Annotated in this window: 22 protein-coding genes and 1 other annotated feature; of the genes, 3 read left to right on the top strand and 19 right to left on the bottom strand. The window is 37.7% G+C overall.

The window, feature by feature from the left end:
* Positions 1–28: 28 nt before the first annotated feature.
* The 3 genes from ACFX4N_RS17555 to mecA all read right to left on the bottom strand — a co-directional run bounded on the left by ACFX4N_RS17555 (position 29) and on the right by mecA (position 3,742).
* Positions 29–1,210 carry a competence protein CoiA gene (locus ACFX4N_RS17555; protein WP_029324772.1) on the bottom strand — a complete coding sequence of 394 codons (1,182 nt, stop codon included), beginning with the start codon at positions 1,208–1,210 and terminating at the stop codon, positions 29–31.
* 119 nt (positions 1,211–1,329) lie between these two features.
* A complete protein-coding gene (gene cls / locus ACFX4N_RS17550) occupies positions 1,330–2,847 on the bottom strand; it encodes a cardiolipin synthase (protein WP_057274293.1) in 1,518 nt (505 codons plus the stop codon).
* 214 nt (positions 2,848–3,061) lie between these two features.
* Positions 3,062–3,742, bottom strand: a complete 681-nt coding sequence (gene mecA / locus ACFX4N_RS17545; protein WP_013055427.1) for an adaptor protein MecA — start codon at positions 3,740–3,742, stop codon at positions 3,062–3,064.
* Positions 3,743–4,102: 360 nt separating this feature from the next.
* Between mecA and ACFX4N_RS17540 the strand changes: the two genes are divergently transcribed.
* Positions 4,103–4,768 (top strand): TerC family protein, encoded by a 666-nt coding sequence (locus ACFX4N_RS17540; RefSeq protein ID WP_013055426.1) that lies wholly within the window; start codon positions 4,103–4,105, stop codon positions 4,766–4,768.
* Positions 4,769–4,864: 96 nt separating this feature from the next.
* Here the strand turns inward: ACFX4N_RS17540 and madM are convergent, their stop codons facing one another.
* From madM to ACFX4N_RS17505, 7 genes are all read right to left on the bottom strand, one after another.
* Positions 4,865–5,626 carry a malonate transporter subunit MadM gene (madM, locus tag ACFX4N_RS17535; RefSeq protein ID WP_029324768.1) on the bottom strand — a complete coding sequence of 254 codons (762 nt, stop codon included), beginning with the start codon at positions 5,624–5,626 and terminating at the stop codon, positions 4,865–4,867.
* Positions 5,623–6,036, bottom strand: a complete 414-nt coding sequence (madL, locus tag ACFX4N_RS17530) for a malonate transporter subunit MadL (protein WP_013055424.1) — start codon at positions 6,034–6,036, stop codon at positions 5,623–5,625. The genes madM and madL overlap by 4 nt, the downstream gene beginning before the upstream one ends.
* Positions 6,037–6,231: 195 nt before the next feature.
* Entirely contained in the window at positions 6,232–7,128 is an 897-nt protein-coding gene (locus ACFX4N_RS17525) for a LysR family transcriptional regulator (protein ID WP_029324765.1), read from the bottom strand.
* 201 nt (positions 7,129–7,329) lie between these two features.
* Complete coding sequence (gene spxA, locus ACFX4N_RS17520) at positions 7,330–7,728, bottom strand: transcriptional regulator SpxA (protein WP_013055422.1); 399 nt, start codon at positions 7,726–7,728, stop codon at positions 7,330–7,332.
* 418 nt (positions 7,729–8,146) lie between these two features.
* The gene (locus ACFX4N_RS17515; RefSeq protein ID WP_013055421.1) at positions 8,147–9,553 is read right to left on the bottom strand and encodes an amino acid permease; all 1,407 of its coding nucleotides are present in this window, start codon (positions 9,551–9,553) and stop codon (positions 8,147–8,149) included.
* Positions 9,554–9,812: 259 nt separating this feature from the next.
* A complete protein-coding gene (locus ACFX4N_RS17510; protein WP_255260804.1) occupies positions 9,813–9,938 on the bottom strand; it encodes a hypothetical protein in 126 nt (41 codons plus the stop codon).
* Between the two features lie 137 nt (positions 9,939–10,075).
* Positions 10,076–11,440: an amino acid permease gene (locus tag ACFX4N_RS17505; protein WP_013055420.1), complete on the bottom strand. Its 1,365-nt coding sequence runs from the start codon at positions 11,438–11,440 to the stop codon at positions 10,076–10,078.
* 452 nt (positions 11,441–11,892) lie between these two features.
* Here ACFX4N_RS17505 and ACFX4N_RS17500 point away from each other — a divergent pair, with 452 nt between their 5' ends.
* Positions 11,893–12,468: a GNAT family N-acetyltransferase gene (locus ACFX4N_RS17500; protein ID WP_013055419.1), complete on the top strand. Its 576-nt coding sequence runs from the start codon at positions 11,893–11,895 to the stop codon at positions 12,466–12,468.
* Between the two features lie 283 nt (positions 12,469–12,751).
* On the opposite strand, the gene ACFX4N_RS17495 is transcribed toward ACFX4N_RS17500, so the two are convergent.
* The 5 genes from ACFX4N_RS17495 to ACFX4N_RS17475 form a co-directional block, all read right to left on the bottom strand.
* Positions 12,752–13,669 carry an ABC transporter ATP-binding protein gene (locus ACFX4N_RS17495; protein ID WP_029324759.1) on the bottom strand — a complete coding sequence of 306 codons (918 nt, stop codon included), beginning with the start codon at positions 13,667–13,669 and terminating at the stop codon, positions 12,752–12,754.
* A 1-nt stretch (position 13,670) separates the two neighbouring features.
* Positions 13,671–14,741, bottom strand: a complete 1,071-nt coding sequence (locus ACFX4N_RS17490) for an ABC transporter ATP-binding protein (RefSeq protein WP_192100502.1) — start codon at positions 14,739–14,741, stop codon at positions 13,671–13,673.
* A gap of 14 nt (positions 14,742–14,755) precedes the next feature.
* Positions 14,756–15,682, bottom strand: coding sequence for an ABC transporter permease (locus ACFX4N_RS17485; protein ID WP_013055416.1), 927 nt, complete (start codon positions 15,680–15,682; stop codon positions 14,756–14,758).
* A gap of 2 nt (positions 15,683–15,684) precedes the next feature.
* Positions 15,685–16,620 (bottom strand): ABC transporter permease, encoded by a 936-nt coding sequence (locus ACFX4N_RS17480; protein ID WP_013055415.1) that lies wholly within the window; start codon positions 16,618–16,620, stop codon positions 15,685–15,687.
* A gap of 97 nt (positions 16,621–16,717) precedes the next feature.
* On the bottom strand, positions 16,718–18,364 hold the full coding sequence (locus ACFX4N_RS17475) for a peptide ABC transporter substrate-binding protein (protein WP_013055414.1): 1,647 nt from the start codon (positions 18,362–18,364) through the stop codon (positions 16,718–16,720).
* Between the two features lie 666 nt (positions 18,365–19,030).
* Positions 19,031–19,235, top strand: a binding site (T-box leader).
* A 76-nt stretch (positions 19,236–19,311) separates the two neighbouring features.
* On the opposite strand from ACFX4N_RS17475, the gene trpS reads away from it, so the two are divergent.
* Positions 19,312–20,301 carry a tryptophan--tRNA ligase gene (gene trpS / locus ACFX4N_RS17470; protein WP_029324755.1) on the top strand — a complete coding sequence of 330 codons (990 nt, stop codon included), beginning with the start codon at positions 19,312–19,314 and terminating at the stop codon, positions 20,299–20,301.
* A 27-nt stretch (positions 20,302–20,328) separates the two neighbouring features.
* On the opposite strand, the gene ACFX4N_RS17465 is transcribed toward trpS, so the two are convergent.
* From ACFX4N_RS17465 to opp4A, 4 genes are all read right to left on the bottom strand, one after another.
* The gene (locus tag ACFX4N_RS17465) at positions 20,329–21,078 is read right to left on the bottom strand and encodes a YjbA family protein (RefSeq protein ID WP_013055412.1); all 750 of its coding nucleotides are present in this window, start codon (positions 21,076–21,078) and stop codon (positions 20,329–20,331) included.
* Between the two features lie 300 nt (positions 21,079–21,378).
* A complete protein-coding gene (gene opp4C, locus ACFX4N_RS17460; RefSeq protein ID WP_013055411.1) occupies positions 21,379–22,293 on the bottom strand; it encodes an oligopeptide ABC transporter permease in 915 nt (304 codons plus the stop codon).
* Between the two features lie 11 nt (positions 22,294–22,304).
* On the bottom strand, positions 22,305–23,270 hold the full coding sequence (opp4B, locus tag ACFX4N_RS17455; protein ID WP_013055410.1) for an oligopeptide ABC transporter permease: 966 nt from the start codon (positions 23,268–23,270) through the stop codon (positions 22,305–22,307).
* Positions 23,271–23,298: 28 nt separating this feature from the next.
* Entirely contained in the window at positions 23,299–25,038 is a 1,740-nt protein-coding gene (gene opp4A, locus ACFX4N_RS17450; RefSeq protein ID WP_013055409.1) for an oligopeptide ABC transporter substrate-binding protein, read from the bottom strand.
* Between the last annotated feature and the right edge of the window lie 40 nt (positions 25,039–25,078).

Raw genomic sequence — 25,078 nt, 5'->3', positions numbered from 1 at the left:
CTTTCTTAAGCGTACTGATTTTCAGTGATTATGTCACTTCTTTTGCTTGATTTAACCACCTTTTCATCATTTGTCCATCTTCTAAAAAAGCATCAGATGTTTGCTTTGGAATCGTGTAGGGCCTTCTGATTTTGTATACCCCAGAAGTTATATACGTTAGCATCCCTAGCCGGCATAATACCTCTATATACTCAAACAGGGGCTGTTCCACAGCAACAGGGGCCATCGGCAAAGACCGAAATACAATATGCCTCTTACGAATTCTGTAGAGCCATAGCCGGCCTAACTCTTTTTCTGTAACTAAATCCCCTACTTGCTTCTGCTGCATTAAATCGAGAAGCAGCCACGTTTGCCATATAGTAGCAGACGTTTCAACCATGTATAAAGAAGGCAGCGGCATGCCTGCTTCTGCTGGAATATGGGAGGGAGGAATATTATTTTCATAAAGAGCGTGTAAAAAAGGCTGCAGCTTCTGATTAGGATAGAGGATATAATGCGTTCTCCATGCCTTCTTTTTCTTTATCCATGAAGAGAAAAATTGAGGCTGTGTATGTGTAGAAAAAAGATCATGAAAGGTATGCTCGTGAGGAGAGAGCACGACAAGCTGTGCATAACAAATCTGAGATGAAAAAGGAATAAGATGTTCAAGTTTCAACAGTTGATTAGTAGAAGGTGAAAAATAAAGAAGTGTGGGCGTATAATCGGAAAGAGTAAGAAACTGCCACTCTTGAAAAGAAAGTTGATACATATAAGTGGATAAGCGCTTCATTCTTTTTGCCCCCATAATCCAAAGGGGCATATAATTTCCTTTCTCATAATGAATAGAACGTTTGGTTAGCGCTGAGGAAGATAAGGAAGCACATTGAAATTCGATTGCATATTTTTGCGAGGGCGTATCTACAAGAAGATCTGGACGCTGCATAATGTCAGGAAGATAACTTTCTAACTCGACTTCAAGATGAGAACTAAACCAGTGAAACAGCTTTCGTTTTCCGTCGAGATGATAATCTGTTTCACCTTCATGCTGAGCGACGCATGTTTTTTTCAGGTGAGCAAAATGAGGGATTTTTTTTGTACCTGCCTTTAACTGTACAGGGGATTGACAAGAGGGACAGTAGAACTGCTTTTCTTTTTTCCACAGCTTAAGCTGTTCAAGCGAAAAGCGCTGAGCTAGTGAAATGAGGCCTTCTTCTGTTTGTGCAACTAACAATCGTACATTTCTCCTTCCTATAGTAGCGAGCTATATCCTTGTATTCGACACCTTTCTACTAAACCCTTTTCTTTCAGAAAAAAACCACATTACAGCATACGCAATGTGGTTTACAGCGATTATAATAGCGGTGAAAGCAAACGGGCTGTTGATTCAAATAGCCGCTGTATAAATGGCCGCTTTTCAAAGTCTTTAAAGTGAAGCTCATTCGTTTCTTCTAAATCTTGCATATATTCATATACGAGCTTTTGAGTACTAGCTGTGCGATATAAAAAAGCATTTACTTCAAAATTCAAATGAAAGCTTCTCATGTCCATGTTAGCTGTTCCAATAGAGGCAATTTCTCTATCAACAATCACAATCTTGCTGTGCATAAATCCTTTTTTATACTCGTAAATTTTCACACCTGCTTCTAGCAGCTCCGGAAAATAAGAGCGTGATGCATGAAAAACAATTTTTTTATCGGGCTTCTGAGGTACAAGAAGCCTTACATCTATACCGCTTAGAGCAGCTACTTTGAGGGAAGTAAAAATATCTTCATCAGGTATGAAGTAAGGAGAAGCAATCCAAATGGACTCTTTCGCAGACGTAATCATCGAAAAAAATAAGTGTTTGATAATTTCCCACTCACGGTCTGGTCCGCCAGCAATCATTTGAACACCGCCGCACTTTTCCATATCAATGTCAATTAAATCCGGCGATAGATACGTTTGAGTAAGCATCGTCTGACCTGTCATATAATACCAGTCTTGCAAGAAAATAAGCTGCAATGAACGGACTGCCTCACCCTTCACCATCAAATGGGTATCTCTCCAAAAGCCAAAATGCCGACTTTTCCCGAGATATTCATCACCAATGTTCAAACCTCCTACAAATCCAATTGTTCCATCAATGACTACAATTTTACGATGATTACGGAAGTTGATTTTATTATTGAGAAATGGAAGTCTGACCGGCAAGAACGGAATCATTTCTACGCCCGCGTTTCTTAACTCGTGAATATAATGCGGTGAAAGCTGAAAACTGCCCACGGCATCATACAAGAAACGTACATAAACTCCTTCTTGTACCTTCTGAATTAAAATATCTTTAATTTGTTCTCCTAAGTGATCATGTCGTACGATGTAATACTCTAAGTGGATATGATGCCTTGCATGCTTTAATGATTCCATAATTTCGTGAAACGTCTCTTTTCCATTCGTCAATGCGCGCGTATCTGATGAAAAAGAAATTGGACTCTTGCTAAGCCTGACGGCTAGCTTCAGCATTTGCTTTCTACTGGTGCCCAACTGTTCAAAGTGATTTTCTAATATACCGGAATCTCTTTCCATCTTTAAAAGCACCTGTTCATCCAGCTTTGCTTTTTTAGCAAATAAACGCCGTTTTCGCGTATTGCGTCCAAATAACAAATAAAAAAAGAACCCTATTACCGGGAAACCGCCTAATACTACGAGCCACGTTAGCGTTTGAGTTGGATGACGGTTTTCTAATGAAATAACAAGACCGATGAAAACAACACTAATCGTAATTAAGATACTTAGCACGCCAATAAATTTACCGTCCCAATACCCTTTTGTAAAATAAAGCAAAGCAATAATACCAATAACAAAAATTAAAAGCTGTAATCTATTTTTCAACTTGTTTTCACCTATCCTAAAACCAATCTTTCATCATTAATAACAGGTCTCTATGCCGTTATTATCCTCAAACTTGTTGTTTTAACACTACACTTTCCCGTGTAGGAAGCAGCCGCCTGCTTTTTCCACCTATATTGTTCGATATGAGCGGAGAGCATTTCCAAAAAAGAGGGCAAAACAAAGACCGATTTCATATACATGAAATCGGCTGCTATTATCGTAAAGGAAAATACTGCTTTACTTGTTCAAGTGCATTTTCACTGATTAATTCTTTTCCATATTCCATTAAACGATGAACGGTTACATTTGATTCATTTGCATATTCTAAAATGATACTTAAAATGTTATCAATTTCAGCTACAAAGTCTTCATCATCTGTAAACTCAACGTATAAATAATATTTTCCTTCAAACACGTACATGCTGTTGATAATATCATCTAACTCTAAATGGTGACTTAAGGAAATTAAATGTTCTAAGTCTTGAAAGCGTGCGACGAACTGTAGCCCTTCGTCTTCTATAATTTCTTCTTCAAAATCAGCTTTTTTATTTTGATTCGCTTGATGATCAAGCAACGCTTCAATTTTTCCATCTACAGGGATATCGATTTTATCATTTTCACCAACAGGTACTTCGAACTTTTGACCGTCTTTTGAAACTTGTGCTCTTGTTACAATAACCTCTAGCCCCTTCTCAAGCGCATGTACTTGAATCCAAAGAGGACCTTCTGCTACAAACTCTTCTTCTTGATGAATTTCGTCCATCATCTCCCAGAATAGCTCTTCACTGCGCTCTCGGCTAAACCAAATTTCATTGCGATCAAATCCACGTTCTTCAATATCTACGTAAGTGACAAAGAATTTTACTGTGTTTTCATTAATGCGTTCGATTTCCATTATCATCTCTCCCTTCGGAAAAATCAGTGAAGGTAATCCGGCCATTTCGAACATTACCCCTAAACGATGAAGGGACTATTTTACCCCCGTGTTAAAGCAATATTACATGTACTTTCTCACTTTGTAAAGCATTCTAACTTGGGATATACAAGCATACACTATTTGAGTGAACCTTGTATATCTATTTTATGACAAAATGCGAAAGAAAGGAAATAAAAAATACTCTGACAACTCATAGCCACCTTACACCTTACTTTGTTATATACATAATCTCTTTACCCTATGAACGCTTTTTGTTAAAAATGAACACAGATAAAGCAATATGAGCTACTTATCCTTACATATTGGGAGGGAAGACTATTGGATTTAGAATTAATAACCTCCATTCTTCTTATTATCGGTATCGATATTGTATTAGGTGGAGACAACGCTATTGTTATTGCCTTAGCAAGCCGCAACTTACCTGAATATCAGCGAAATAAAGCTATTTTTTTAGGGACTGGCTTAGCTGTGATAGTTCGCATTGTACTTACTATTTTAGCTGTTTATTTACTAACTATTCCTTACTTGCAGCTCATAGGCGGTTTTTTATTAGTGATCATTGCCTTTAAGCTTCTTGTATCAGAAGGTGATGATGCATCTTCAATCCGTGCAGGTGTGACATTAGGCGCCGCTGTAAGAACAATTGTATTTGCTGATATTGTAATGGGACTAGATAATGTAATAGCTGTAGCAGGCGCAGCTCATGGAAATATTATCTTGGTTGTCACCGGATTACTCGTATCCGTCCCCATTATTGTTTGGGGAAGCAAGCTCATTTTGTATTTGATGGAACGATTTCCCCTGCTCGTTTATGGGGGGGCAGCTATTTTAGCTTATACTGCTGGAAATATGATTGGACATGAAAAGAACTTACATTCATTCTTTGCAGACCATACATCTCTAGGAACATTTATTCCGTTTATAACAATTGCTGTTGTGCTGATAAGCGGCATGGTTGTTAATAGCTTTCGTTCAACTAAATGATAAAGAAAAGGCCATACTAAACATTTTTATTTAGTATGGCCTTTTCTTTAGTTTAATGAGCACAGCAGTCTTTTATTCATAAAACACTTTGTACACTTAAAAAATAATCTCTGTGAGTAAAAAAAGAATAGATGGTACGAGTAAGCAACCAAGACCTGTATAAAATGTAGCTGTCATGGCTCCATAAGGTACAAGTTTTACATCTGTCGCGGCTAAACCAGCTGCTACACCGCTCGTCGTCCCCATAACTCCTCCATAGATCATTGCTGTACGAGGGTTGTTTAATTTGATTTTCTTAGCAAATATCGGTGTCAAAATCATAACTGAAATGGATTTAATTAATCCTACAGCTATACTTAACGCGATAATATCAGAAGAGGCTCCAATCGCAGTTCCAGAAACCGGCCCCACAATATAGGTCACGGCTCCTCCTCCGATTGTGGTCAAAGCAACGGGATCTCTATATCCAAAACAAAGAGCAATAATTACACCTATTACAAAGGAATAGAAAACCCCAAAAAACAAGGCCGTAATCCCGCTGATTCCCGTTTTTTTGACTTCGCTAAAATTGGCGCCGAACGCAGTAGCAATAATGGCAAAATCTCGCAGCATCCCTCCGCCCATTAAACCAATTCCTGAAAATAACTGTATATCAGAAATTCCTTTCTCTCCTCCTGTGTTCACTCCACCGATATAAGCAAGGATTAATCCAAACATAATAGCAATAGCAGATCCGTGAACTCTTCCTTTTGTTAATTTATCTGATAAAAAATAAGCAATATACATGACAATCCCAATAATAGCAAATGCCGTAATCAGCCCGTTATTTTCTAATCCTTCTTTGATCATATTCATCATTTGATTTGCTCCTTAGGTAAAATAGAAAGCTCTATTTCTTGTTCTTTCACCTTCGCTTTCTCTCCTATTCTGCTGATAAATGGTATGGATAAAAAGCCTACTACGACTACTACCACCCCTGCAAGAAGCGCCATGCCTCCTCCATCAAGAGCAGCTACAACATTTTGCTGTGCAGACATTGCTACCACGATAGGAATATAAATACCTCCCCAAAAAGCAATGCCTTCTTCGGATTTTACTTGGAGCTTATTTTTCTTCTTTAAATAATCCACCGCTAGTACAAGAAGAAGCATGGATACCCCTACTCCTCCAACGTTGGCTTCGACTCCCATCAGCCCTCCTAATGCGTCCCCTACAATTACCCCTATCAACATGCAAATAGACAGCAGCGCTACACCGAAGATTATCATATTACTTCCTCCCCACTCCATTATTGAAAGCGTTTACTTTATGGTTTAAAAATAGTGTAAAGGAAAAAAGTTGAATAACCTATGCATTTTTAGTTATATACTTATATCAAAAATGACATAATGCAGTTTTTCTCTACTGTTCACTTTAGGTTTATTCGAAAAAGAAATAAAAATCATGACATTTAGTCATGATTCTTATATGTATTCATGAGGCATACCGGAGGGTAAATGTTTAAAATAATCAATCACAAACTGCCTGAAGATTTGTTGTAAATCCGTCACGTAGCCCCCGTTGTTCCAAGCTAAAAAGATAGTACGTTCAAATGTTCCCTCTTCAATTTTCAGCAGTTTTACATCTTTGCCTGTAGAACCTCCCCAAGTTACTTCAGGAATAAAACCTATTCCTTGCTTCGCTCTAATCAAACCTCTTACTGTTGCTGGATCATCGCTTTCAAACGTAATTTGAGGTACAAAATTCTGTTCCTTACAAATTACATCCGTTATTTTCCTTAGCTCTTTTCCTTTCTTTAGCACAATGAATTTCTCATTTTTAAGTTCATTTAACTTTACACGTGATTGCTTGGCCAAAGGATGATCAAGAGGCACTGCAAGCAAAATCGATTCACGAAGCAAAGGAGTATGTTCGATCTGACGGGTTGTTAATGGAAAAGCTGAAATACATAAATCAAAATCAGGCTGTGAATTAGAATTAGTCAAATGCTGCATCAGTCGAAAACGCACCTGAGGATATTGCTCACGAAATCTGCTTAATAGCTCTGGAAGTAAATGTGAACTAGCTAATACAACAAGGCGAATTTCTTCACATGGATCGTTCGACATATCCTTTAGCTCGTGCTTTGCGTCTTCCAATGTTTTTAAAGCAAGTTCTACTTTGGCACAGAATGCTTTACCATACCGATTTAATTTAATGTATTTACCGTTTCGATCAAACAAACGAATGCCTAGCTCTTTTTCTAACTGTGAAATCGTTTTGCTGAGTGCAGGCTGAGATACGTATAGCTCTTCGGCCGCTTTACTGATATGTTCTAGTCTAGCAACTACTTGGAAATATTTTAGCTGTAAAAGCTCCAATCCGTTCACCACCACTTTTATATGTTTAAATACTCTCTTTCTTTACTAATTACATATATACTTCATTTCCCCTGCTATTTCGACAAAAAATAAGCAGCAGAGGCCATTTGGCTCCCTGCTGCTTATTTTTTATATACCAACTTCAAGCAAACGTTACTTGGTTGGTTTCTTATTTAAATCTTAAACAGACAAATATAAAAATTAACCATTCACAAGTCTTTGAGCTTCGCGAAGTTGGAAAGTACGCACTTTACGTGGTAAGAAACGACGGATCTCGTCTTCATTATAACCAACTTGTAGACGTTTTTCATCAATGATAATCGGACGGCGCAATAAGCCAGGATTTTGCTGAATTAATTCATACAAATCTTGCAAAGGCATAGCGTCTACCTGAACGTCTAGTTTTTGGAAAGTTTTCGAACGTGTTGAAATGATTTCATCTGTTCCATCTTCTGTCATACGTAAAATTTCTTTAATCTCGTCGATTGATAACGGCTCTGAAAAGATATTACGCTCTGTATATCCAATATCATTTTCCTCTAACCAAGCTTTCGCTTTACGACAAGATGTACAACTTGGTGATGTATATAATGTAACCATTTACTCCTTCACTCCTTCTATCATAATCGGTCATAACATTTAAAACATGAACTGTAAATCATGTTGTTTTATACAAACTTCAACGAGTGTAAATATTTAATGACTGATAATGAAAATCGATACTACTTTATAATTACTTTTAAAAAATAATATCTATTTGCATTATACTATAAACTTCATCGGAATGATATACTTTTTGAAGTGAACTAGTACATTAGTTCGTTCCTTCACTGTCATTATTTTCATTGCCGATTTTCTTCATTATTTATTTACCACACTACTATTACGAATAAACCTGTAGATTAGTTTCATTTTTTTATTATTTTTTTCTTTTACAAATTCCTCAAATTTTTCAGTCACTAAAAAAGCCTTGCAGAAGAACTGACTTTTCTGCAAAGCTTTTGAGATAACCTCTTATTTATTTAATAGCTGATGTGCTGCTTTTTCCTCGTCTCATTAAGATAGGATACAGTAACAGCCCGATTACAAATAAGCCAATACCTAAGAAAAATGTTTTTAAATCAGCTGTCCCTGTCTTAATCACCCAAAGTGAATAAATAAGTGCTAACGAGGCAATGATTCCGTCTTTTACTCGCGATCCTTTAATGATATCGTACGTCTCACCCGTCACAATAAGCTTTAATTGATAAACTGTCGTCACGAAATAAGGAACTAAATAAGCGAGAGTAGCTACAACAATAGCGAAATTATAGGCTTGCGAAACTGTACCTGAAATAGTCGCAAACAAAAACAACTGTGTTAAGCCATTTGTTAATGTTAGTGAGCGGGCTGGACTATTGTTCTGATTTGTTTTAGCAAACCACTGTGGAAACAACCCTGATTTTGCTGCTTGATAAGGAACTTCTGCACTAACAACAATCCATCCAACAGTAGAACCTAATAAAGAAATAAGTGCTAAAATGGCCATTACGTAAGCACCTTTATGTCCAATCACCATTTCTAACGTATCTACCAAAGGTTTTTGAGACTGCTGAAGCTGAGCTGTTGAAAGAATCCCCATAGCTAGAAGCGTAATCCCCACATAGATAACCATTGAAATCAATAATCCAAGCAGCGTTGCTTTCTTCACTACTTTTTGTGATTTTGCACGGTTAGATAACAGTACAGCCGATTCAATTCCGATAAACGCCCACAGCGTAGCAATGGCTGCCCCATTGACCTGACTTCCCAATCCTACATTTATACCCTTTGAATTAACAAATTCTGTACTGACCAGGTTGGATGCGCTAAATAGCGATAGCGCTACAACAATAAATAAACCGAATCCAATAATTTTAGCTGCCGTTGTGATAAAGTTAATATTACCGGCGCTATTAATATCTCGCTGCAAAATAGCTTGAATTCCCCATAGGACAATAGAACATACTAAAAACGTAATGAATTTTCCAGCTTCTAATTGAAAATTTCCGACTGAAAATAAAATATCCTTACTCTCCATTACTGGAAAGAACGTTGTTAAATATCCCGCAAACGATATGATGACAGATGCTGTTGCAGCCCAGTTAGCTGCCCAATAGCCCCAAGCCATGCTATACCCTGCTACTTTACCTGCTTTAGGCGATGAAAAAAGATTCGCTGCATAACTTTGAGGCCCTCCTTTTAATTCGGGCTTTCTCATGACTAAATTCCCGAATACAAGAGCAATCATGAATACGCCAAGACCTGTTGCAATCCAAGCAAGTGTTGAACCGATTGGACTTGATACGTTTGCTAAATTAGAAGGAAGCATAAATACTCCGCCGCCTACCATATTACCAACTACAAAGGCTGTTAAAAACCAAAGTCCCCATTTTTTATCTTTCATTTGCTCTGTCTCCTTTTGCTTTCTAAAAGCTTAAACTTTTGAGATAGAAAGCTCGATGCTAATCTATTAACACGTAAAAATTATTTGTTTCTTCATTCATCTCTTCATTTGTTTAACAATATAATATATTAGCACACTAAAGCAAAAAGTGAAATAATAAATCCTTCATTTTCTTTTGGAAAAAAATGCGGCTGGGACACAACTACATCAATCTAAAGGTGAACAAATGGGATATATGAGTTCGTATGGATCCCGCTTGTTACACCGCTGCTGATTTCCGTGCAAGACTTCGCTTTCCGCGGGCGGGCGGTGAGCCTTCTCGTTGCTTCCGCTCCTGCGGGGTCTCGCTTTTCCCGCAGGAGTCTTCGCCTTGCCCTCCAATCAACAGCTAGAAGCCCTACATACAGTAAACCTACGTTCACCATCACCATAAAAAAATCCGAACGAGTTGGATTCTTAATCAAGAATTCAACTCGTTCGGATCTTTCTTCAACGAAACTACTTTTGTCCGAGCCTCATTTTTTATCTTTTATGAAAACCTTTTGAATAGTAGACAACAACCAATAAAATAAACCATATCGGACCTACAATAAGGGCTATTCTTGTATCAGAAGAAAAACCCATCACCACTACTACTCCCGCTAAGAAAGCAAGAGAGAGATATGACGTATACGGGAAGAACGGAAGCTTATATTTTAAATCACTTACTTGCTGATCGCTTAATCCCTTGCGGAAGCGAATTTGAGAAAGTAAAATAATTCCCCATGTCCAAATTGCTCCAATAGTGGCAATACTCGTCACCCACGTGAACACCTTATCAGGAACAACATAGTTTAAGCCAACTCCGATTAGCAGTACAACAGCTGAAGCAATAACTGCTGCACCAGGCACGCCGCCTTTTGTTAAGTTGGCATAGCGTTTTGGAGCTTCTCCGTGCTGAGCTAAATTAAATAACATACGGCCCGTACTAAAAATTCCACTGTTACAAGAAGATAAAGCCGCTGTTAACACTACAAAGTTTATAATCCCTGCTGCAGCGGGTATTCCAGCTTTATCAAATGTTAAAACAAATGGACTTCCTTGTGTTCCAATCTCTGGCCAAGGATAAATAGACATAATAACAAACAAAGCTCCGATGTAAAAAATCAAAATTCTCCACAGTACATTATCAATTGCTTTTGTTAGTGTTTTTTCCGGATTTTTCACCTCTCCTGCTGTTACCCCAATCATTTCAATACCAAGGTAAGCAAACATAACCATTTGAAGTGATAAAAGAACACCTTTCATACCATTCGGGAAAAAGCCCCCGTGACTCCATAAATTACTGATTCCTGTTGCAATACCGCCATTTCCAATTCCAAAGATAATCATGCCCAGTCCCAGCACAATCATAAGGATAATCGTTACTACTTTAATAAGAGAAAACCAAAACTCTAGTTCGCCATATGCTTTTACAGCTAAAAAGTTAACCCCTGTCATGATAACGAGTGCTGCAAGTGCCCATATCCACTGAGGTACACCTGGGAACCAAAACTCCATATATACTCCAACAGCTGTAATTTCAGCCATACATGTAATAATCCACATAAACCAGTAGTTCCAGCCTGTTAAATAACCAGCAAGTGGCCCTAAATAATCGTTAGCATACTTACTAAAAGAACCGGCTACTGGATTTTGTACTGCCATTTCACCTAACGCTCTCATAATAAAAAACATAATAAGACCACTGATTCCATACATGATAAGAATACCAGGACCCGCTAACCGAATAGCGGATGCAGAACCTAAAAACAGTCCAACTCCGATAGCTGCACCTAAAGACATTAAGCTAATATGTCTTTCCTCAAGTCCACGGCTTAATTCTTTTTCTTGCGTGTTCCCTTGCATAATTCTCTCTCCTAACATATCCATTTCATTTAATAGCGATAGCGGCTACTTGTATAGTATTAACTTATTTTTCAGCCAAATAATTCTAGGCAGTGTATGTACTAATAATCTGATATTGCAAGTTTCACACCTTCACTTTTACCGCTATCACATCTATAAAATACAATATTAAAAAAACTTCACTTTGTTCATTTTATCAAAAATCACAAAAAATGCGATAGTTTTTTGTGATTTTCACAAATAAACTTACGATCGAAATATAATAAAAACCATTTTTTTACATTATATGTTCTTATCTCACTATAATTATCTGACTATTAAGAATAATCAATCGATTATTCTTCTATATTTTCAATTATAGATGCTTACTTTTCCCTAAAAAGGGTAAAGATAAGATAACTGTTTAAACACTATTATGAACATCATCATGAAACGATCAGTAGGAGGGTGCTATGAATTGGTATGAAAAACTAAGTCAATATTTTCCCATTGAAGAAATGAAATCAAAGAAGCATATCGAAACGCTTTTACAAGAACGCAGCGATATTTATCATAAAAATGAAGGACCTCACCACGTATTAATGTACGTGGAAACAGACCAATTTATCTTTATTGATTACCTCTTTGTTTCAAAAGACGCTCGAGGTCAAGGGCTTGGCGGTAAATTAATTGATGAGTTAAAACAGCATAACAAACCAATTATTTTAGAAGTAGAGCCTGTAGACTATAAAGATTCAGACTCAGCAAAACGACTGCATTTTTATAAACGTGCAGACTTTAAGCATGCTCAAACAATTGGCTATAACCGCCGGTCATTAGCTACAAATGAAATTAACCAGATGGAAATTCTATACTGGTCTCCTACCTCTGAAACAGAGGAAAGCATTTTAAATAAAATGAAAAAAACGTACGAGTTAATTCATACGTACAAAGACAAAGAAATATATGGTGCGTCTTATCAGCCGGCAGATCAAGTGTTAAAAATTGACAAAAATCGTAAAGATGGCGATATCTTAGCAGATTTATAAAAAGAAGGTAGACATGCGTCTACCTTCTTTTTATATTTTTTGAATTATTATTCAAAATAAAACATTATTAATCACTTATATTCCTTTAGTTATAAGGTTTATACATAGATATTTTGTCTTAAATATAAAATTCTGAAAATTTTTAATAGTATTTTTCAATCCTTTACTGTATAATACCTGTAAAGCGCTAATGTTACTTGTTCTTACATGTTTTTTGCAACTTGAAGCTTAGTGTTCTTTGATAACTAAATAAAAAAACGACCTCGTTGTGAGATCGTTTTTGTTATGTTGTATATGTGGCAAACTCTGCTTGAGAACAAGACACGTAGTGACCTGGAGATACTTCTCTAAGCTCTGGTTCTTCACCGTTATAGTCATGGATACTTGGATCATAAATTTTGCGCTGACGCGTTTTTTCACTGTCAGGATCGGGAAGCGGAATAGCTGAAAGCAACGCTTTTGTATATGGATGAACAGGGTTTCGATAAAGTTCATCACTTGGTGCAAGCTCTACAATCTTACCTCTGTACATAACGCCGATGCGGTCACTGATGTATTTTACCATTGACAAATCATGGGCGATAAATAAATATGTTAGTCCACGTTCACGCTGTAACTTCTTCATTAAGTTAACAACTTGAGCTTGTATAGACACGTCCAAAGCTGAGATTGGTTCATCTGCGATGATAAAATCAGGTTCTACTGCCAGTGCTCTTGCGATACCGATACGCTGACGCTGGCCGCCACTAAACTCATGTGGATAGCGATTTGCATGTTCTTTGTTAAGCCCCACTGTTTCAAGAAGCTCGTGAACCTTTGCCATACGCTCCTTTCTCGTCTTAGCTAAACCGTGAATATCAATGCCTTCTGCTATGATATCTGCTACGGTCATACGAGGGTTAAGCGACGCATATGGATCTTGGAAAATCATTTGCATTTTACGATTGAATTTTTTAAGCTCTGAGCGAGATTTGCGACCATGTACATTTTCGCCATTAAATAGCACCTCGCCGCTAGTAGCGTCATATAAACGAATAATCGTTCTGCCTGTCGTTGACTTTCCGCAACCGGATTCACCTACAAGCCCTAATGTTTCTCCGCGGAAGATGTCAAACGTCAGACCATCAACTGCTTTAATTGTTCCTTTACTTGTGAAAAAATGTTGCTTTAAGCCTTTAATCTCTAATAATTTATCTGTCATGTTATTCACCATCCTTCGCTACGAGTACAGGTGTCCTGTATACATTATCAACTTTACGCATGCGGCGCTGAACTGAAGCAGGCGGCTCTACTTTTGGTGCATCGGGATGTAACAGCCATGTTTTCGCATAGTGCGTATCAGATATTTTGAACATTGGAGGTTCTTGCTCAAAATCAATTTTCATTGCGTATGGATTTCGCGCTGCAAATGCATCTCCTTTTGGAGGATTCGTTAAATCTGGCGGCGTTCCAGGAATAGCAGCCAGCTCTTCTTCTGCCTCGTTATCTAAGCTTGGCATAGAAGCTAGCAGTCCCCACGTATACGGATGTTTTGGATCGTAAAACACTTCATCCACTGTGCCCATTTCAACAATTTGACCAGCATACATAACGGCTACTCGATCTGCTACATTTGCTACTACACCAAGATCATGGGTAATAAAGATAATAGATGTATCCGTTTTTTTCTGAATGTCTTTCATCAATTCTAAAATTTGAGCTTGAATTGTTACATCAAGCGCCGTTGTTGGTTCATCAGCGATCAATAGCTTCGGATTAGAAGCAAGAGCCATCGCAATGACAACACGCTGTCTCATCCCGCCGCTGAATTCATGCGGATATTGATTCACACGTTGTTCTGGAAAAGGAATTCCTACAAGCGTTAATAACTCGACTGCCCGTTTTTTTGCTTCTGCTTTAGACACTTTGGAATGCTTGATTACGACTTCACCAATTTGAGCCCCAACTTTCATCGTTGGATTTAAGGAAGTCATCGGATCTTGGAAGATCATACCGATATCTTTACCGCGAATAGCTTCCATTTCTTTATCCGTTTTCTTAGCTAAATCAATGCCGTCAAACAGCACTTCGCCGCTTTTGATTCGGCCAGGAGGCATCGGAATAAGGCGCATGATCGTTTGTGAAGTTACACTTTTACCAGATCCTGATTCACCAACAATTGCTAAAGTTTCACCTTTATTTAAGTGGAAGTTAACGCCGCGAACAGCTTGAACTTCTCCGCCATATGTTTTAAATGATACAGCTAAATTTTTTACTTCTAATAAACGTGACATATGAGTTCACTTCCTTACTTACGTAGTTTTGGATCTAACGCATCTCGTAATCCATCACCAATTACGTTGAACGCTAAGATTGTTAAACAGATAAACAAACCTGGGAAAAATAAGCGCCAAGGATAGTATTCCAAAGCAGGTAAGCCTTCTGAAGCCATTGTTCCCCAGCTTGCAAGCGGTGCCGGAACGCCTAGTCCCAAGTAGCTTAAAAATGCTTCTGTAAAGATTGCTGAAGGAATCGTTAGTGTCATTGTTACTAAAATTGGACCTGTTGCGTTAGGAATAAGATGTTTAAATAAAATACGTTTTGTTGTTGCTCCTAATGTTTGTGAAGCCATTACGTACTCTTGGTTTTTCAACTGCAATACCTGTCCACGCACAATACGGGCCATGTTAATCCAGCCGGTAATGGTCATCGCTAAAATCATCGTGCCTAACCCTTGGCCAAGCATAACCATTAAAATAATAACCAGTAAAAGGTAAGGAACACCATATAAGATATCCGCAACACGCATCATTGTTTCATCCGTACGGCCGCCGCGGTATCCAGAGATGCTTCCCCAAACTACGCCGATGAATAAATCAATTAAAGCTGCTGCTAACCCGATAAATAATGAAATACGAGCGCCTTCCCACGTACGAGCAAAAACATCACGCCCTAATTCATCTGTACCGAACCAGTGCTCAGAAGATGGAGCCTGATTAGCATTCAGTAAATCATTGGTTGCATAATCATATTTCACCATCAATGGACCAAATATAGCCATAAAAACAAGGAGAACCATTAGTACTACACCAAACATAGCAAGCTTGTTTTTGCGAAAACGAATAAAAACATCTTGCCAGAATGAAAGACTCGGTTTTTCAATCTTTTCTGCCTGAGCGCGGTCAATCCCTGCTGTTTCAAACATTTCTTTAGGAATTTTCGGAAGTTGCTGCATAGTTACTCTCCTTTCTTAGCACCTGTAAGTTTAATTCGAGGGTCAATGAAGCCGTATGCAATATCTACAAGCAAGATACAAAAAAGTAGTAAAATACTGTAGAACACCGTTACGCCCATAATCGTTGTGTAATCTCGGTTTGAGATACTGAGTACAAAGTGTGAACCTAATCCCGGGATGCCAAATATTTTTTCAATAACAAAGCTACCCGTTAAAATCCCTGCTACTAAAGGTCCCATATAGGATACGACTGGAAGCATCGCATTTCGCATGGCGTGCTTAACTGTAATAACGCCTCTGCTTAAACCTTTTGCTTTCGCTGTACGAATATAATCATTGCTTAATACTTCAAGCATACTCGAACGAGTTAACCGTGCGATAAACGCCATAGGGGTTGAAGCGAGCGCGAGAGCTGGTAACACCGTGTGTGCCCAAGATTCCCAGCGTGCAACCGGAAAAATTTGTAGTTTCATAGCCAGAACGTATTGTAATACCGCTGCCATAATAAAACTCGGAACTGAGATTCCTAGAACTGCAATAACCATCGCCGTGTAATCTTGCCACTTATTATGTTTTAAAGCAGCAATAACACCAAGTACTACACCAATAGCAATTGCTATTAAAATAGCTTCCATCCCTAGCATGAATGAAACAGGGAATCCTCCGTTAATCAAATCATTTACCGTTTGGCCTTTATATTTGAAAGATGGACCAAAATCCCACTTTAAAATTGATGTTAAATAATCAAAGTACTGATGGTACCAAGGCTGGTCTAAACCGTAATACTGATTTAGATTTTTTTGAATTTCAGGGGGAAGCTGCTTTTCTGATGTGAATGGACCTCCTGGAACAGCACGCATTAAGAAAAAGGTCGCTGTTACGATCAGCCATAATGATAGAAACATATAAATAAGTCGTTTTCCTATATATTTGAACACCCTGACACACCTCCATATTTTTACAAAATTCGCGCACAAGAAAGAAAAGTATATGGAGCACCAGGCCCCATATACCCTTTGTCACAATTGATGTTACTTACTCAAAATGAGCCCACTTAATCTGAATGTCTCCAAGTCCAGACATCACAACATCTTTCAGCTGCTTGTCTTGTACCCAAGCGTTTGTGTAGAAGTAGATTGGTGCCACTGGCATTTCATCCATGAAGATACCTTCTGCTTTTTTCAACATTTCCAGACGTTTTTTAGGATCTGTTTCTTTTTGAGAGTCAATTAATAACTTTTTATATTCTGGGTTTTCCCAGTTTGTATCATTGTTTCCGCCTTTTTTATCACGGAACAATTCTAAGAAGTTGATTGGATCGTTAAAATCTCCTAACCAGCCCATACGTCCAACTTGATAATCTCCTTGGTGTAACTTTTCAATGTAAACAGCCCACTCAGAGTTGTCTAACTGTACTTTAATGCCAAGGTTTTTCTTCCACATATCTTGAACAGCTTGTGCAATTTTTGCATGTTTTTCATCCGTGTTGTATGAAACCTTAATTGCTGGTAGTTCTGAAGCATCTTTAAGGCCCATTTCTTTCAAGCCTTTTTCTAAATATTCTTTTGCTTTTTTCACATCATTGTCTTTGAAGTAGCCTTTTTTGTTATCTTCAAACATTGTTGGTGGTACAGCCGCCATCGCTGGAACTGAACCGTCTTTTGTAATTTGTTCTGTAATACCTTTACGATCAATTGCATAAGCTAATGCTTTACGAATGTTCACATTGTCTAAAGGTTTTTGTTCTGTATTAAACTTGTACCAGTAAGTACCTGCAATCTCTTGAATGTTTAATGAACCGTCTTTCTTTAATTCAGGAAGTGCATCAGCCGGTAATTGACCAGTAGGCATACCCGCCCAGTCTAATTCACCGTTTTTGAACATTGAAAGTTCAGTGTTGTTATCATTGATCATGTACATTTCAACTTTTTTAAGTTTTACAGCATCTTTATCCCAATAGTTTTCATTAGGAACTAACTCGATTTTGTCATTATGTTTCCAAGTTTTAAGCTTGAAAGGACCGTTTGACGTATAGTTTTCGCCTGCATTTGTGTACCATTTTTCATTTGATTCAGCAATTTTCGTATTCACTGGGAAGTACGTATAGAAAGCTGTTAATTCTAAGAAATATGGCGTTGGGTTTTCTAATGTTACCTCAAGCGTTTTATCATCTGTTGCTTTAACGGCAACATCATCTAATGAACCTTTTCCTTCATTGGCAGCTTGTGCATTTTTAACATAGTATAATTGATATGCATATTGAGATTCGTTTTTAGGATCTAACGCCCATTTCCATGCATATTCGAAATCTTTTGCTGTTACAGGGTCACCATTTGACCATTTTGCATCGTCGCGAATAGTAAACGTATATTTAGTTTGATCATCGCTGACCTTCACATCTTTCGCCATTGCATTTTCAGGTTTTCCATCTTTACCGATACGAGTTAAACCTTCAAATGTTTGTAATAATACGTTTGATGACGTTGAATCATTAGCTAAGCCTGGGTTCAGTGAAAAAGGCTCAGTTTTAATGTTTACGCGAAGCTCTTGCTCTTTCTTCTTGTCGCCGCCATCACTGCTAGCATTTTCACTGCCACCAGATTCTTTGTTAAATCCACATGCAGCTAAAAACAAGCTCATTACAAGCAGCAAACTGAAAAGAATCGACAACCTTTTCTTCATTGCGTGTTACCCCCTATTAAATTTTGTTTGTGTGGCAACCATATTTTTTTGATATGTACTAATTTCTTAATCCTCTTTCAATACAAAATAATCAGTTATTTTTTCGCGTAGTAGAGCATTAAAGACCTCACTGCAAAATTATTCTTCTACCCTATGAAACTGTCATCAATTGTTTACATGCTGTAAATCCAATGTATGCGCTTAATATGTAGAAGACTCATTCATTACAAAATTCGCTAATTGAAACAAAACATTGTCTATTTTGTGTTTTCTGAAAAATTAAGAAATTGTAATACCTTTGTAAAAAATATGTTTGTTACGCCTATTATAAATATTTTAAAAATTTATTGCAATACTATTATTTAATGGTATTTTTTTGTCACGAGAGAAAAAACCTTATCTTATAAGGATTGTGCCTACTTGTCAGACGTCCAAAATCTTTTTTGTAGTATAGGTATTACAATAGTATTACAAAGCCATTAGAAATACTAAATAAAAGATTTTTACCAAATCCTCCACCAAATTTTCATTAAGAAATGCTTTAATTAAAAGGTTCTTGTCTTTTTTTGCCGCTGAAAAATTCCAGTAAATTGTCTTATAAAACTTTTTAGCGATAAGATGTTTAAATTCCTGCTTTTTCGCGTTATAATAACGAATAACTATATAATTAAAGCTGTGAAAAAGAGTAGTATGCAGAATTTTCATTTTTAGAGAGTTTGTGGCTGGTGAGAACAAACATTGAAACCTGCAGAATGGACTTTGGAGCTTTCAAGTGCAAAGCTTGAACGTTGACCTCAACGTTATATGAATAAAGATAGTTCACAATTATTTGTGCTAATTAGGGTGGCAACGCGGTCCATTCGCCCCTAGCTTATGCTAGGAGCGGATGGGCCTTTTTATGTTGTATCCGTAAATTAGCATCATATATGTGCAGATGAAAGGAAGATTTGATGAAAACAATTTTTTCAGGTATTCAACCAAGCGGTACAATCACTTTAGGTAACTACATTGGAGCGATGAAGCAATTTGTTGAACTTCAACATGACTATAACTGTCATTTTTGTATTGTAGATCAGCATGCGATTACAACGCCTCAAGATCGTTTAGCACTTCGTAAAAACATTCGCAGCCTCGCTGCTCTGTATGTAGCAGTAGGAATTGATCCAGCAAAATCGACTTTATTTATTCAATCGGAAGTGCCCGCCCACACAGAAGCGGGATGGATGCTACAGTGCGTAGCGTATATCGGTGAACTTGAACGTATGACTCAGTTTAAAGATAAGTCTGCTGGAAAAGAGGCAGTATCAGCAGGATTACTAACTTATCCTCCATTAATGGCAGCTGATATTCTTTTATACAACACCGATTTGGTTCCAGTTGGTGAAGATCAAAAACAGCATTTAGAATTAACGCGTGACTTAGCTGAGCGCTTTAACAAAAAATACAATGATATCTTCACTATTCCTGAAGTACGTATTCCAAAAGTGGGCGCACGCGTCATGTCTCTTCAAGATCCTACGAAAAAAATGAGCAAGTCCGATCCAAACCAAAAAGCTTTCATTACGCTCTTGGATGACGCAAAAACAATTGAAAAGAAAATCAAAAGTGCCGTAACGGATTCAGAAGGTATTGTTCGCTATGATAAAGAAAATAAGCCAGGTATTTCAAACTTATTAAGTATTTATTCAATCCTAGCCAATAAATCGATCGAAGACATTGAAGCAATGTACGAAGGCAAAGGTTATGGTGACTTTAAAGCTGACACAGCTAAAGTAGTAGCTGAAGCACTCGCTCCAATTCAAGAAAGATATTATGAATTAGTTGATTCTAGCGAGCTAGATGATATTTTAGATCAAGGTGCCGATAAAGCAAATGCAACGGCTAATAAAATGCTTCGCAAAATGCGAAACGCAATGGGAATTGGCCGTAAACGTTAAAAAAACGACTGCTATGCAGTCGTTTTTTTAATTAACTTTTGGCTCTTGTTCAATTTCCCAAAGTTTTTCAAAGAAAGGTTGTCCTTTTACTAAGCGCTCGCATAATAATTTATGCTTCGGTGACCACCCTGACTTCGTTTCATCGTATAGCTGATTCCATACGTCTTGAAACGACATCTCTTGAATGTCTTCGTACTTCGTTGGATTCCACTCTGTGTACCAGTAGCGGATTTGAGCAGTATTTTTTGTTGTATGTAGCTGATCAAGTGCCATAAATAACAGCTGTTTTAGCTGACGTTCTTTACGTGTTAGTCCTCTCATCGTTTCAGGAGACGGCGAAAGAATATGATGCTCTTTTTTATTCAGCTCGTCTTCACTGAACTTATATTCTAGCTCTTCTTGATCCGCAATCATCTCATAGACTAACTGTTCTTGTCTTGGAATTAAGCGGCTTTTTCGAATCGGAATATGATATCCCATCGTATCAATTGCTAAAATATTCGTTCCATCTGTAACGATAAAACAATATTCAACCTGCGTGCGTTCATGATTTTTCCGAATGTATGCTTTCTGATAGACATCTTGTAGTAGTTGTTGAGGTAGCTCGGAAAGATCATTTTCAATGTAATGAAATAAAAGCGGATTTACTTTTAATAACGGTGCTTGATCGAGCAGTTCTACACAATCGTCTTTTCTCCACTCATGGAAATGACACACATTATAACCGTTTTCTTCGCCTTCAAACCAATTAACCCATACATCATGAAGATATAGCATAATTTACCCCTCACTTACTATCTGTTTGTTATCCATCAGTATAGGCAGAGAAAGGAATTTTTATTCCAAATGATGTTATTTTTCTAAAAATCAATTGTAAAATGCCTTCGTTTTTGGCTATTATTCAAATGCACTTATTTCGAAGCTCAGATATAACGCCAGTGCTAATGATTACTAAAGGCTTCATGAGCTATATCCACCCCTATAAGCAGAAAAAAATCCGAGTTTCTTCTATAGTAATAGGTTTGTCAGGAGGTCTGACAAACCTAAAAAAATCTATCACACTTTTGTGATAGATTTTTAACGAAGAGATTTGGGATTCAAAGCATCTTTTAATCCTTCACCAATGAAGTTGATAGCTAGGATCGTAAATGTAATAGCTAAACCTGGCGGAACCCACATCCAAGGCTTATTCTGCAGCACATCTGATTCCCTTGCTTCTGTCAGCATATTCCCCCAGCTTGGCGTATCAGCCGGCACGCCAAAACCGATAAAGCTAATCGCTGACTCAAACACAATGAGGATCGCCATTTGCAAACTGGCTTGAACCACAATCGTTGAAAATACATTTGGCAGCAAATGTTTAAAGATGATTTTAAACGGGCTGCACCCAATGGAAACAGCTGAAAGCACATATTCATTTTCTTTTTCAGCCAAGATTTTGCTTCGAACCAACCGGGCCGTACTTCCCCAGCTTAGGAAACTAACAACTAGGATAAGCGTCCAAACGCCTGAGATCTTTCCAATTAGGATTGTATTTAACACTACAACGAAAACAATTAGCGGAAAGTTTAATACAAAGTCTGTAAAACGCATTAAGAATTGATCCACTTTGCCTCCGTAATAACCCGCAATCGAACCAATAAGAGTTCCGATTAAAATAACGAGTGTTGTACAAGCAACTCCAATCAGTAACGAAGTTCTTCCTCCATACAATGTACGTGCAAATACGTCTCGCCCATTAGTATCCGTTCCAAACCAATGCTCACTAGAAGGCGCTGCATTCATCGCCATATAGTCGATACGTGTAATATCTGCTTTTGTAAGCAGCGGTGCAAAAATGGCAAGAAGCGTAATCACAATCATAAAAGCTAAACTTATCATGGCTAGTTTATTTTTAACAAACTTCTTTCGCGCAATCGCCCATGGAGAAAGGTTTTTAGGAGCTTTCATATTCACTTCTGGCTGTACATCTTTTTTCGTTACAATTTCCATACTTTCTCCTCCTAATCCAAACGAATACGCGGATCTGCTACGCCGTATAACAAATCAGCAACCAGATTCCCAACCAGTGTTAAAATTGAAAACAACATTGTAAGCGACATCATAACTGAGTAGTCACGAGTTGCTACAGAGTCAACAAACAACTTTCCGATTCCTGGATACGTAAAGATCGTTTCTGTAATGATAGAACCGCTAATGATTGTTACAAGATCAAACCCTAAAAACGTAATAAGCGGAATCATTGAGTTGCGTAAGATATGAACATTATAAATTTTAGATTCTTTTGTCCCTTTTGCTCTAGCTGTGCGTACAAAATCTTTGCGACTGTTTTCAATAATATCATTGCGCAAAAATTGGGTATACTGCGCGGTCGACATCAAGCCAAGAATCAGCGCGGGTAATATAACGTGATGAATTCTACTTTGAATAAATTCCCATGATCCCTCTTTCAATCCTACTTCAACAGAACCGCTAAATGGAAACCAACCTAACTGAAAGGAAAATAAATAAATGCCTACGATTCCTGCGATAAACGATGGAACCGCTAATGCAAAGTAATTATATCCTGCAATAAAGTTATCTGCTAAGGTATACGGTTTTCTTCCTGCATACATACCTAAAATAAATGCAAACACATACGTAATCAAAAGCGAAGTCAAAGCTAAAAAGATAGTATTAGGCATACGCTCTAAAATAATATCTAATGTCGGTAACTTATGAGTTGTTGACTTTCCTAAATCTCCTTGTGCCACTCCCTTTACCCAGTTCCAATATTGAACGTAGATAGGATCGTTATATCCTAGCTTATCACGCATTTCCTCAATGTATTTTGGATCTGTATTACTAGGGTTGATTTCTCCCCCAAAAGGGTCCCCTGGCATCATTTTTGCCAGGGAAAACACAACAAAGGAGATCAGAATCAACATTGGAATCATCCCTAAAATACGTCTTAGTGAGTATTGCAGCATCGTTGACTCTCCTTTACATGTAAAATACTTATTCCGTTACAGACCATTTCTCCGGATCTACAACTACCGTTGATGGATCTAGAGTTACGTTTTTCACACGCTTATTCACAGCATAAATATTGATATTTTCCCATAAAGGAAGTGCTGGCAGCTGCTCATTAAAGAATTTTTGCCATTTTACATATACATCTTTACGGTATTTATCATCAAATGATTTTTCACTCAAACCGTCTTTAAGCATTTCATCAGATTCCTTATTTACCCAACGGCCATAGTTCCATTCAGCATCAGAGCTCCATAATCCTGTAGGATCTGGATCTGAACCAGTGTCCCAAGAACCAAAGAACGCTTCTAACGCCTTATCGTCGTTATCTTTCATTTCATTGTACAAGTTAAATTCAACAAGTGAACCCGTTGCTAATTTTGTTTTAATACCAATATCATTCCATGCTTGCATAATAGCCTTCGCACGACCCTCGAAGTTGGCTGGACCAGCATAGTGACCGAATGAGATCGTAAATGGTTTTCCGTTTGGATCTTCTACAAAACCGTCATTATTCTTGTCTTTATAACCAGCTTCAGCTAATAATTTTTTAGCTTTTTCAGGACTATACTTGTACTTTGTTAAATCTTTTTGGTCAGCAGCAATCCAGAATACAGACGGAATAACTGTGTTAGAAACAACCGCTTTGTCGTTCATAAATGCTTTTACCATTGCTTTTCTATCTATTGCATAAAGCAATGCTTGACGAAGTTTTAGATCTTTGAACTTTTCGTAATCATCTACGTTTTTACCAGCTTTTTGATCACGATGTCCAAATCGTAGACCAATATACGAATAACTAGTTGATTTCCCTTCCAAAAAGTCTAAGTTTTCTGCTTTTTCAACTTGCCCTAGATCAGCTGGGCGAACATCCATAATGTCGACATCGCCTTTTTTCAATGCTCCGGCGGAAACAGATGGATCCAGTACTTTTACAACAACACCATCAAGGTGAGGTTTACCTTTCCAATAATCATCATTACGTTCCATTTGGACATATTCACTTGCTACCACTTTTTTCACTTTAAACGGTCCAACACCAATAGGCTCTTTACGAACTTGTTTGGACTCTGCAAGATCTTTTACAGCAATTCCTTCATAGTACTTTTTCGGCATTGGATACGGCCACAGATTGTCTAAGTTATTTACACGAACTTCTTTAAACGTTACTTTAAATGTTTGCGGATCTACTACTTCAACTCCAGAAATAGAATCCGCTTTGCCGTCGTGATATTCTTGAGCGCCTTTAATATGCTCAACGTTTACATAGCGTGGACCTGTATAGTCTTTATCGGCAATCGTTTCATACGTATATTTAAAATCATCTGCAGTTAATGGATCTCCGTTATGCCACTTAATGCCCTTCTTTAATTTAAACGTGTAAGTTAATTTATCACCACTCACGTCCCAAGTAGCTAAGTCAGATTTAATCTTTAATTTCTTATCATAAGTAAAGAGACCTTCATTGATAAATTCTAAGATTTGGCTATCATATGCACTACCATACAATGCGTACTCAAAAAGCCCTTCCGGCGCTCCGTCAATCCCATACGTAATCGTTCCCCCATCTTTTGGCTTGTCTGTTTTCGCACCTTCAGTTTTTGTTTCTCCGCCTTCTTTATTACTAGAAGATGAAGAACTGCTTCCACCGCTGCATGCCGCTAGAAAAAGCGATAGCACAAGCAAAATGGAAACAAGTGATAAAAACGATTTCTTTTTCATCATGACGTTCCCCCTATTTAACTAATAATCTGTTCGTATGTAG

This window comes from Priestia sp. YIM B13551 (assembly GCF_042787905.1).
Lineage (GTDB): Bacteria > Bacillota > Bacilli > Bacillales > Bacillaceae_H > Priestia.
This window is presented reverse-complemented; position numbering and strand designations above follow the sequence as displayed.

Excerpts from the sequence above, each read along its gene's own strand:
- mecA (WP_013055427.1), bottom strand. The coding sequence starts at position 3,742 with ATGGAAATCGAACGCATTAATGAAAACACAGTAAAATTCTTTGTCACT.
- ACFX4N_RS17495 (WP_029324759.1), bottom strand. The coding sequence starts at position 13,669 with ATGACAGATAAATTATTAGAGATTAAAGGCTTAAAGCAACATTTTTTC.
- madL (WP_013055424.1), bottom strand. The coding sequence starts at position 6,036 with ATGATAATCTTCGGTGTAGCGCTGCTGTCTATTTGCATGTTGATAGGG.
- ACFX4N_RS17465 (WP_013055412.1), bottom strand. The coding sequence starts at position 21,078 with ATGCTATATCTTCATGATGTATGGGTTAATTGGTTTGAAGGCGAAGAA.
- opp4A (WP_013055409.1), bottom strand. The coding sequence starts at position 25,038 with ATGATGAAAAAGAAATCGTTTTTATCACTTGTTTCCATTTTGCTTGTG.
- opp4B (WP_013055410.1), bottom strand. The coding sequence starts at position 23,270 with ATGCTGCAATACTCACTAAGACGTATTTTAGGGATGATTCCAATGTTG.
- opp4C (WP_013055411.1), bottom strand. The coding sequence starts at position 22,293 with ATGGAAATTGTAACGAAAAAAGATGTACAGCCAGAAGTGAATATGAAA.
- madM (WP_029324768.1), bottom strand. The coding sequence starts at position 5,626 with ATGATGAATATGATCAAAGAAGGATTAGAAAATAACGGGCTGATTACG.
- ACFX4N_RS17505 (WP_013055420.1), bottom strand. The coding sequence starts at position 11,440 with ATGCAAGGGAACACGCAAGAAAAAGAATTAAGCCGTGGACTTGAGGAA.
- spxA (WP_013055422.1), bottom strand. The coding sequence starts at position 7,728 with ATGGTTACATTATATACATCACCAAGTTGTACATCTTGTCGTAAAGCG.
- ACFX4N_RS17485 (WP_013055416.1), bottom strand. The coding sequence starts at position 15,682 with ATGCAGCAACTTCCGAAAATTCCTAAAGAAATGTTTGAAACAGCAGGG.
- ACFX4N_RS17515 (WP_013055421.1), bottom strand. The coding sequence starts at position 9,553 with ATGAAAGATAAAAAATGGGGACTTTGGTTTTTAACAGCCTTTGTAGTT.
- ACFX4N_RS17490 (WP_192100502.1), bottom strand. The coding sequence starts at position 14,741 with ATGTCACGTTTATTAGAAGTAAAAAATTTAGCTGTATCATTTAAAACA.
- ACFX4N_RS17475 (WP_013055414.1), bottom strand. The coding sequence starts at position 18,364 with ATGAAGAAAAGGTTGTCGATTCTTTTCAGTTTGCTGCTTGTAATGAGC.
- ACFX4N_RS17500 (WP_013055419.1), top strand. The coding sequence starts at position 11,893 with ATGAATTGGTATGAAAAACTAAGTCAATATTTTCCCATTGAAGAAATG.